The organism is Actinophytocola sp., from assembly GCF_036402745.1.
GTDB lineage: Bacteria > Actinomycetota > Actinomycetes > Mycobacteriales > Pseudonocardiaceae > Actinophytocola.
This window is the reverse complement of the sequence record NZ_DASWSJ010000421.1, coordinates 1-9,395: the sequence shown is the minus strand read 5'-3', so window position 1 is coordinate 9,395 and position 9,395 is coordinate 1. Positions and strand designations below refer to the sequence as shown.

General features: G+C 73.0%; 5 protein-coding genes. 2 read left to right on the top strand and 3 right to left on the bottom strand.

What is annotated here, in order from left to right; all coding sequences use genetic code 11:
* Nucleotides 1-454: 454 nt before the first annotated feature.
* Nucleotides 455-1,405 carry a helix-turn-helix transcriptional regulator gene (locus VGD70_RS36490; protein ID WP_331089681.1) on the bottom strand — a complete coding sequence of 317 codons (951 nt, stop codon included), beginning with the start codon at nucleotides 1,403-1,405 and terminating at the stop codon, nucleotides 455-457.
* Between the two features lie 97 nt (nucleotides 1,406-1,502).
* Here VGD70_RS36490 and VGD70_RS36485 point away from each other — a divergent pair, with 97 nt between their 5' ends.
* Together VGD70_RS36485 and VGD70_RS36480 are read left to right on the top strand one after the other, a co-directional pair.
* Nucleotides 1,503-1,922 carry a VOC family protein gene (locus VGD70_RS36485; protein WP_331089679.1) on the top strand — a complete coding sequence of 140 codons (420 nt, stop codon included), beginning with the start codon at nucleotides 1,503-1,505 and terminating at the stop codon, nucleotides 1,920-1,922.
* A 168-nt stretch (nucleotides 1,923-2,090) separates the two neighbouring features.
* Nucleotides 2,091-3,311 carry a cytochrome P450 gene (locus VGD70_RS36480; RefSeq protein ID WP_331089677.1) on the top strand — a complete coding sequence of 407 codons (1,221 nt, stop codon included), beginning with the start codon at nucleotides 2,091-2,093 and terminating at the stop codon, nucleotides 3,309-3,311.
* 60 nt (nucleotides 3,312-3,371) lie between these two features.
* Here the strand turns inward: VGD70_RS36480 and VGD70_RS36475 are convergent, their stop codons facing one another.
* Nucleotides 3,372-5,789, bottom strand: coding sequence for a type I polyketide synthase (locus VGD70_RS36475; protein WP_331089675.1), 2,418 nt, complete (start codon nucleotides 5,787-5,789; stop codon nucleotides 3,372-3,374).
* A gap of 15 nt (nucleotides 5,790-5,804) precedes the next feature.
* The coding region (locus VGD70_RS36470) for an SDR family NAD(P)-dependent oxidoreductase (RefSeq protein ID WP_331089673.1) at nucleotides 5,805-9,395 on the bottom strand (3,591 nt) is incomplete at its 5' end.

Here is a 9,395-nt window from a genome sequence, read left to right as displayed (position 1 = left end):
AGCCGCACCGTCGCCGGGATCTCGACTTGGACGAGATCTTCGGCGACGTGCTGCCGGACACCACCTCCGACGAGCGGGACCAGGAGCGGCCCGACTCCGACTCCTGGTACGAGCAGAACCGCCCGCCGCACCACGACCGCGGCTAGTCCGCCTCCCCGGGATTTAAAGTGTGCGTTGCGTCCCGGCGGATAGTGCGGGTATCGAGGTGGGTGGTGGCTGGGTGCCGTCGCGGTCCCCTGAGGTTCCGGTGGTCGGTGCAGGACTTCACCCAGTCCGCCTCCCCGGGATTAAAAGTGTGCGTTGCGTCCCGGCGGATAGTGCGGGTATCGGGGTGGGTGGTGGCTGGGTGCCGTCACGGTCCCCTGAGGTTCCGGTGGTCGGTGCAGGACTTCACACGATATGGTCGAGTTGATCACCGGTGCCGCGCCGTCGACTTGGCGCCATGTCTACATGTCTACTCATCGACTGATCCGTATCGCGCTGCCAGCTCGGCGCCGATCCGGGCCAGCTCGGTACGGACCGGCGCCGACTCGATCACCTCGACCGTCGTGCCCCAGCCGGCGATCCGCTCGGCGATGGACAGGGGAGTGTGCGCCGCCAGCCGCACCGTGGCCCGGCCGTCCTGCTCGCCGAGGACCTCGCAGTGCCGGCCGAACTGCCGGTGCAGCACGTGCACGAACCGCTGCTCGATCAGGACGACGGCCGACACGGGGGAGCGGCGCTGCTCCATCTCCTCGACGACCTCGTCCCAGGCCTTGGCCAGCTCGAAGTCGCCGGGCCGGTGGGCCTCCTCGTCGGTGGCGGTGGCGTCGGTGATGCGGTCGACGCGGAAGGTCCGCTGGCCCTTCTCGGTACCGGCGATGAGGTACCAGACGTCGTCCTTGTCGATGAGGCCCCACGGGTCGACCAGGCGCTCGGTCGTCTGGTGCGTCCGGTTCCGGTAGGCGAGCCGGACCTTTCGCCGCCGCACCACGGCCTGCCGCAGCAGGTCGACCGTGTCGTCGCGCTCGGGGACCTCCTGACCCCAGCGCGCGGAGTCGATCACCACGGCGCTGGCCGCGGCCTCGGCGTCGGCGCGGAAGGTCTGGGGGAGCGCCCGGACCAGCTTGCGCAGCGCCGCCTTGGCATCGGGCGCGACGGCGGCGGCCGGGCCGACGAGGAGGAACAGCGCCTGCGCCTCGGTGGCGGTGAGTCCACTGAGGTCGGTGCGGGCGCCGCCGACGAGCGCCCAGCCACCGCCGCGACCCGGCTGCGGGTAGACGGGGATGCCGGCGGCGGAGAGCGCCTCGAGATCCCGCCGAGCCGTCGCGACGGAGACCTCGAGCTCGCCGGCGACCTCCTTCGCGGTCACCCGGCCGCGGGACTGCATGAGGAGCAGGGTGGCCACGAGGCGGTCGGCGCGCATGGTTCTCATCGTCGCAAACAAAGTGCTCACTCGGTGAGCACTTTGCGGTGGATGCTTGGTCTCAGTACCCACCGCACGAGACGGAAGGACCACCGAGATGCTGCGAGGATTCGCCACCATCAGCCTGTTCGCCGACGACGTCGAGGCCGCCGGGGCGTGGTACGCGGAGCTGCTGGGGATCGAGCCGTACTTCGCCCGCCCGGAGGCCGGCCCGCCGATGTACCTGGAGTTCCGCGTCGGCGACCACGAGCACGAGCTGGGCATCATCGACCGCCGGTTCGCCCCGCACAAGAACCTGGAGCCGTCGGGCGCGGTGACGTACTGGCACGTCGACGACCTGACCGCGACGCTGGCCACCCTGGAGTCGATGGGCGCGACGATCCACGAGCCGCGCACGCCGCGCGGAGACACGGGTTTCGTGACGGCGTCGGTGGTCGACCCGTTCGGCAACATCCTTGGTGTGATGTACAACCCGCACTACGTGTCGATGCTCGAGGGGAAGGGCCCGAACGTCTGACTTAACATAATGTAGATTATCGAACATTGGATCCTGCTACTGAATCAGGCCGGACGGCACGACCGGGTCGAGGCACGATCTGCCGGTGCTCGAAGAGTCGCGTCGGGCCCGGGACCTCGTTCTACCGTCGTATCACGCGTGTCGCCGAAGTGATACCAGGGAGCCGAGATGACCGAGACGGCGAGCCAGAGCGTCCTGTTCAACCCTTTCCAGCCAGGCTTCACCGCCGACCCGTACCCGCACTACCGGGAGCTGCGCGACACCGACCCGGTACAGGAGCACCCGTTCGGCTTCTGGTTCGTCTCCCGGTACGAGGACGTGTCCGCGGTGCTGCGGGCCGGGCTGTCCGTGGAGTCCACCCGCATGCCCGACGGGCCGATGAAGGACCAGCTCGCGCAGATGACCCACCGGGACGGGCCGAGACTGCTCGACTCGTCCATGTTGGACCGCGACCCGCCGGACCACACCCGGCTGCGGCAGCTGGTGACCAAGGCCTTCACGATGCGCGCGATCGCCGCGCTGGAGCCGATGATCGTCGACCTGGTGGACGCCGCCCTCGACCGGATCGCCGACGCCGGCAGCGTGGACCTGGTCGAGGAGCTCGCCTACCCGCTGCCGTTCATGGTGATCTCCCGGATGCTGGGCATGCCGCCGGCGGACCACGATCGCCTGCGTGAGCTGTCCGGGATCCTGGTGCAGTCGCTCGGGATGGTGACCGATCCGAGCGTGCTCACCGCGATCGCCGACGCCGAGCAGGACCTGCACGCGATGACGAGCGACATCATCGCGCGCAAGCGTGCCGCGCCCGGCGACGACCTGCTCACCGCGTTGATCGCCGCCGAGGAGGGCGGGGACAGGCTGACCGACGAGGAGCTGATCGCACAGGTCCTGCTGCTGTACGTCGCCGGCCACGAGACGACGGTCAACCTCATCGGCAACGGCGTCACCGCGTTGCTGCGCCACCCCGGCCAGCTCGCGCTGCTGCGGTCGCGCCCCGACCTCGTCGGCAACACCGTCGAGGAGATCCTGCGCTACGACTCCCCCGTCCAGGCGACCCGCCGGATCACCGTGGCCCCGCACGTGGTGGCCGGCCGGGAGATCCCGGCGGGCGCGTACGTGGTCGCCTGCCTCGCCTCGGCCAACCGGGACGAGCGCTACTGGGGCCCGGACGCGCACGAGTTCCGCATCGACCGCGCCGACGCCCAACGACACGTGTCGTTCAGCACCGGCCCGCACCACTGCCTCGGTGCCGCGCTGGGCCGGCTCGAGGGCCGGGTGGCGGTCGCGCGCCTGGTGACCCGCTTCCCGAACCTGGCCTCCGACGGTGAGATCACGTGGAACGGCAACGTCAACGTCCGGGGCGCGGAGAAGCTCCCCATCCGCGTCTGACAACCCCACCGCGGTCCTGGCATCGGCCTCGCCAGGACCGCGGTCCCCCGTTCGGGACTGTCAGTACTGCCACCAGTACCTGGTGCGCTGGAAGGCGTAGGTCGGGAGCTGGACCTGGCTCGCCCCCGTGCCGTCGAACAGCGGCGCCCAGGTGACGGTCAGGCCGCGGCAGTGGGCCTGGGCCAGCGCGGCGAGCACTCCGTCCGGAGTGGACGGTGGGGTCAGGGTGGGGAGATCGTCGTCGGTCCGGGTGGCCTCGGTCAGCTCGACGAGCAGCGTGACGTCCCTGGCACGCAGCGCGGCTCGCGTGGCCGCGGGGTCGGCCGGGGTGGTGCCGCCGGGCGCGTCGAGACCCGGGATCATCGTCGTGGCCGGGGTGGCGAAGGTGATCTCGCGGGCGGCAGTGGCGAGGTCGGTGGCGAGGTCGGCGGCGCCGGACCGGGCCGCCACCAGGAGGGTCGCGTCGGTGAGGGTGAGGATGCCCGCCGCGTGCGCCGCGGCCACCTCGCCGGTTCCGGTGCCGGTCACGACGTCGGGCCGCAGGCCGCACGCGTACAGGAGCCGGGACAGCGCGACCTGATGGGCGAGGTGCCACAGCTCGGCGGCCGGGCGGTCCGCGGGGTCGGGGCGCGTGGTGCCGGCGACGACGTCCAGCAGCGAGGTCGTGAGGTGCTTGTCGGCCTCGGCGGCGGCCTGGTCGAAAGCCTCGGCGTAGCCGGGGAACGCCCGGTAGAGCGCCGGGCCCGCCGGGAACGGGTCCTCCGGCGCGGCGGGGAAGCTGAAGGCCAGCTCGTGCTCGGCGCGTGCCCGCCCGGTGAGCACGGTGGCCGCGGCGGTGTCGGCGGCGGTGTCGCTCGCGAGGGCGGACAGCCCTGCCAGCAGCTCGGCGCGGTCCCCACCGAGGACGACCGCGCGGTGCTCGAAGCTCGCGCGGGCGGTGGCCAGCGTGTACCCGACGTCGGCCGGGTCGAGGTCGGGGTGCTCGGTCACGTGGGCGAGCAGGCGGGCCGCCTGGGCGGCCAGGGCGGTCTCGGTCTTCGCCGACACGGGCCAGGGAATCGTTGCCAGAGCGCGGTTTCCGGCCTCGGTGGGCGGCGGCTCGGGGGCCTGTTCCAGGATGACGTGGACGTTGGTGCCGGAGATGCCGACCGACGACACCGCCGAGCGGCGGGGGTGGCCCCGGTCGGGCCACGGGAGCGCCTCGGTGACCAGGCCGATCCTGCCCGTCGACCAGTCGATGTCCGGGGACGGCTCGTCGACGTGCAGGGTCCTGGGCACCTCGGCGTGCCGCATCGCCTGGATCATCTTGATCACGCCGGCGATGCCGCTGGAGGACTGGGTGTGGCCGATGTTCGACTTGATCGAGCCGAGCAGCAGCGGGTCGCCGGGTCGGCGGGTGCTGCCGTAGGTGGCGAGCATGGCGTGTGCCTCGATCGAGTCCCCGAGGCGGGTGCCGGAGCCGTGCGCCTCGATCACGTCGACGTCGTCGAGGTGCAGGCCCGCGTCGGCCAGCGCGTGGCGGACCGTGCGCTGCTGGGTCTGGCCGCTGGGCGCGGTCAGACCGTTCGCCGCCCCGGCGCGGTTGGTGGCCGAGCCGCGGACGAGGCCGAGGATCCGGTGGCCGTTGGCGCGGGCGCTGGACAGGCGCTCGAGGAGCAGGACCCCGACGCCCTCGCTCCAGCCGGAACCGTTGGCCGAGGCGGAGAACGACCTGCACCGGCCGTCCGGCGCGAGCCCGACGGGTCGCATGAACTCGGTGTGCACGTGCGGGGTCGCGTTCACCGCGACGCCACCGGCCAGCGCGAGCTCGCTCTCCCCCAGCCGCAGCGACTGGCAGGCTAGGTGCAGCGCCACCAGCGACGCCGAGCACGCGGTGTCCACTGTGGCCGATGGGCCTTCCAGCCCGAGCTCGTAGGCGATCCGGCCGGCCATCATCGCGCCGGTGACCCCGGCGACCAGGTTGTGGTTCGGCTCGTCGCCGGTCTGCGCGGCGACCGCGTACAGCCGGTAGAACGCGCCGATGTAGACCCCGGTCCGGCTGCCGCGCAGCGACAGCGGGTCGATCCCGCCGTTCTCCACCGCCTCCCACGCCGTCTCCAGCAGCAGCCGCTGCTGCGGGTCGGTGGCCACGGCCGACTCCTCGGTCATCCCGAAGAAGCCGGCGTCGAAGTCCCCCGCGTCGTAGAGGAAACCGCCTTCCCGCTGATGCAGCACGCCCACCGGAGTCGTCTCCTGGTCGCCGGTGGGGAACCAGTCGCGGTCGGCCGGCAGCGCGGACACCGCGTCGGTGCCGGACCGCACGACCTCCCACAGGTCGTCGGCCGAGGCGATGCCGCCCGGGTACCGGCAGCCGATCCCGACGACCGCGATCGGCTCGTGGGCGGCCTCCTCCAGCTCCCGCACCCGCGCCCGGCTGGTCTGCAGCTCGGCCAGGGCCTTCTTGAGGTACTCGCGCAGCTTCTCGGCGTTGTCGGCCACTCGAACTCTCCCTCTCTACCGGAGCCCCAGCTCGTCGTCGACGAGCTCGAACAGGTCGTCGTCGGTGGCGTCGGCCAGGTCGGCCAGGTTGGTCTCGGCGTTGATCCGCACGGCGGGCCACGCCCCCCGCAGCCGCTTCGCGATGCTTTCCATCCGTGCCAGCACCTCTCCGTACTCCGCACCGGCCGAGTCGATCCCCGTGAGCCACTGCTCGAGGTCGTCGAGCGGGTTTCCGGTGTGGACGGTGTCGTGGACGGTCGAGCGCGCGGTCAGCTGGTCGCCCAGGTAGCGGGCGAGCGCGTCCGGGGTCGGGTGGTCGAACACGACGGTGGCGGGCAGCCAGACGCCGGTCGCGTCGGTCAGTCGCCGGCTGATCTCGACCACGGCGAGGGAGTCGAACCCGATCTCCTGGAAGGTGGCGTCGAGGCGCACCTCGCCGGGGTCCGGGTAGCCCAGCACGGCGGCCACGTGCTGGCGGACGGTCTGGCGCAGCAGCTTCACCCGGTCGCTGTCCGGTAGCCCGTGCAGCTGGGCGAGCAGCACGCCCGACGTGTCGACCCGCTCGGCCTCGTGGTCCCCGCCGAGCTCGGCGACGATCCGCGCCAGCAGCGGACTGTCCCTTCTGGACGTGAACGCGGGGACGAACTCTGCCCACCTGAGGTCGGCGACCACCGCGACCGTCTCGTCGCGTTCGAGGACGCCCTGCAGCTCGTGCAGCGCGCGGGTCGGCGACATGCCGACGATCCCGCGGCGGCGCAGCTCGCGGCCGACCTCGTCGGCGCCCATGCCCTCGCCGGCCCACGCGCCCCAGGCGACGGAGGTCGCCGGCACACCGCGCCGCCGCAGCACGGGCGCGACGGCGTCGAGGTAGGCGTTGGCGGCGCCGTAACCGCCCAGCATCCCGCTCCCCCACACGCCGGACCCGGAGGAGAACAGCACGAACGTGTCCAGCCGCGGTCCGAGCAGGCGGGCCAGGTTGTCCACGCCGGCGACCTTCGGGGCGAGCTCCCGGGCCACGGTGTCGGGAGTGATCTGGTCGACCGGGACGGGGCTGCCGACGCCGGCGGCGTGGATGACGGTCCGGATCGGTGGCGCCTCGACCTCGAGCCGGTCGACGAGTGCGGACAGCGCGTCGAGGTCGGCGACGTCGCAGGCCGCGATCGTCACCCCCACGCCACGGGCGACCAGCTCCGCCTCCAGCTCGGCCGCCCCGGGGGCGTCGGCGCCCCGCCGGCTGAGCAGGACCAGGTGCTCGGCGCCGCGGTCGGCCAGCCAGCGGGCCACGTGCCCGCCGAGCGCACCGGTCCCGCCGGTGACCAGCGCGGTCCCGGTCGGCGCCCACGTCCTGGTCGCGGCCGGCGTGTCGGGGCGGACGAGCCGGCGGACGTAGACCCCGTCCTGGCGTACCGCCACCTGGTCCTCGCCGTCCCGGTTGTGCAGCACCGAGACGAACGCCGCCGCGGCGGTGCGGTCCAGCTCGGCGGGCAGGTCGATCAGGCCGCCCCAGCGGTCGGGGTGCTCGAGGCCGACGACCCGGCCGAGCCCCCAGAGTGCGGCCGCCGCCGGTATCGCCTGGTCGCCTGCCGCGGCCTCCACCGCACCTCTCGTCACGATCCACAGTGGAGCGTCGAGGCCGGCGGCGCCGAGCGCCTGGGCCAGCAGGGCCGTTTCCTCCACAGTGGACGGGAACGACACGACGCCGGCGAACTCGTTGTCCGGTAGGAGCTCCCGGATGGCCGCTGCGGACCGGTCGCCGTGCGCCGGGTCCAGCTCGAGCACGGTCGTGCGCGCACCGCTGTCGTCGAGCGCGCGCACGGCGTCCGCCACGTGGTCGGTGTGCCCGCCTGGTGCGACGACCAGCCAGCCGCCCGGCCCGGGGATCGCCGTCGGCTCGTACCGGGCCCAGTCGACCCGGTACCGCCAGGAGCCGGTGGACTCGTGGTCGCGGTGCTTGTGCCGCCAGCCGGACAGCATGCCGAGGACGGTGTCGACCGAGGCCCGGTCCTCGTCGGTCTCCGCGGCGAGGATCCGGGCGAGCTCGCCGGCGTCCTCCCGGTCCACGGACTCCCACAGCGCGGTCTCCGCACCGCTGTGGGTGGTCCCACCGTCCGCCGGCTCGATCCAGAACCGTTCGTGGTCGAACGCGTAGGTGGGCAGGCCGACGGTGGGCGGGGCCTGGGCGTGCAGCACGGTCCAGTCGACCGAAACGCCGTTCGCGTGCGCCAGGGCGACGTTGCGTAGCAGGGTGGTCAGCGAACCGGCGTCGCGGTGGAGGCTGGGCACGACCGTGAGGCTGGGCAGGTCGGCCGCCTGCGCGGTCTGCTCCAGCGGCAGGGCGAGCACCGGGTGCGGGCTGACCTCGATGAACGTGGTGTAGCCGTGGTCCATCATCGTGCGCACGGTCTGCTGCAGGTGCACCGGTTCGCGCAGGTTGCGGTACCAGTAGCCGGCGGTCATCGTGGTGGTGTCGAAGACGATGGGGTCGTCCTCGCCGGTGTTGACGGTGGAGTGGAAGCTGACGGTCCCGGCGCGCGGCGCGGTCTCGGCGATGCGGTCGAGCAGCTCGTCGCGCAGGGACTCGACGTGCGGGGAGTGGGAGGCGTAGTCGACCGGGATCTCCCGGACCCAGACGTCCTCGGCCCGGCACTGGTCCCTCAGCTCGGCGAGCGCCGACCGCTCACCGGACAGCGTGGTGGCGGCGGGTCCGTTGACGGCGGCGATCCAGATCCGGTCCGGCCACCGCACCAGCCGGGCGTGGATCTTGTCCAGCGGTTCGGCGATGGACAGCATCCCGCCGCCGTGGCCGGTCGTGTGACGCAGGATCAGCTGACTGCGCAGGGCCACGATGCGCGCCGCGTCCTCCAACGACAACGCACCCGCCACACAGGCGGCGGCGATCTCCCCCTGCGAATGCCCCACCACCCCGTCGGGGATGACGCCGAAGGACTCCCACAGGGCGGCGAGGGACACCATGACCGCGAACAGCACCGGCTGGACCACGTCCACCCGGTCCAGCGACGGCGCCCCCTCCACGCCGCGGAGCACGTCCGGCAGCGACCAGTCCGTGTGCGGCGCCAACGCCTCGGCACACTCCCGCATCCGCCGCGCGAACACCGGCGCCGAGTCCAGCAGCTCGACCGCCATCCCGGCCCACTGCGCACCCTGACCCGGGAACACGAACGCCACCCGGCCCGACGTCCTCGCCACGCCCGTGACCACGCCCGGGTCGGGCCGGCCACCGATGACGGCGTCCAGCCCGGTGCTCAGCTCGTCCCGGGTCTGTCCCAGGAGGACGGCGCGGTGCTCGAACAGGGTCCGGCCGAGCAGCGAGCGCCCCACGGCGGCGGGTTCCGTGTCGGGGTGGGCGGCCACCCAGTCCCGCAGCCGGCGCGCCTGGCCGGCGAGCGCGGCTCCCGACCGGGCGGACAGGACCCAGACCGCCGGCGCGGCCGGCGCGTCGTCGCGTTCCTCGCGCGGCTCGGGCGGCTCGTCCGCGGGCGCCTGCTCGATGATCACGTGCGCGTTCGTGCCGCTGGCACCGAAGGCCGAGACCCCGGCCCGCCGGGGCCGGTCCTCCTCGGGCCACTCGCGTGGTTCGGTGAGCAG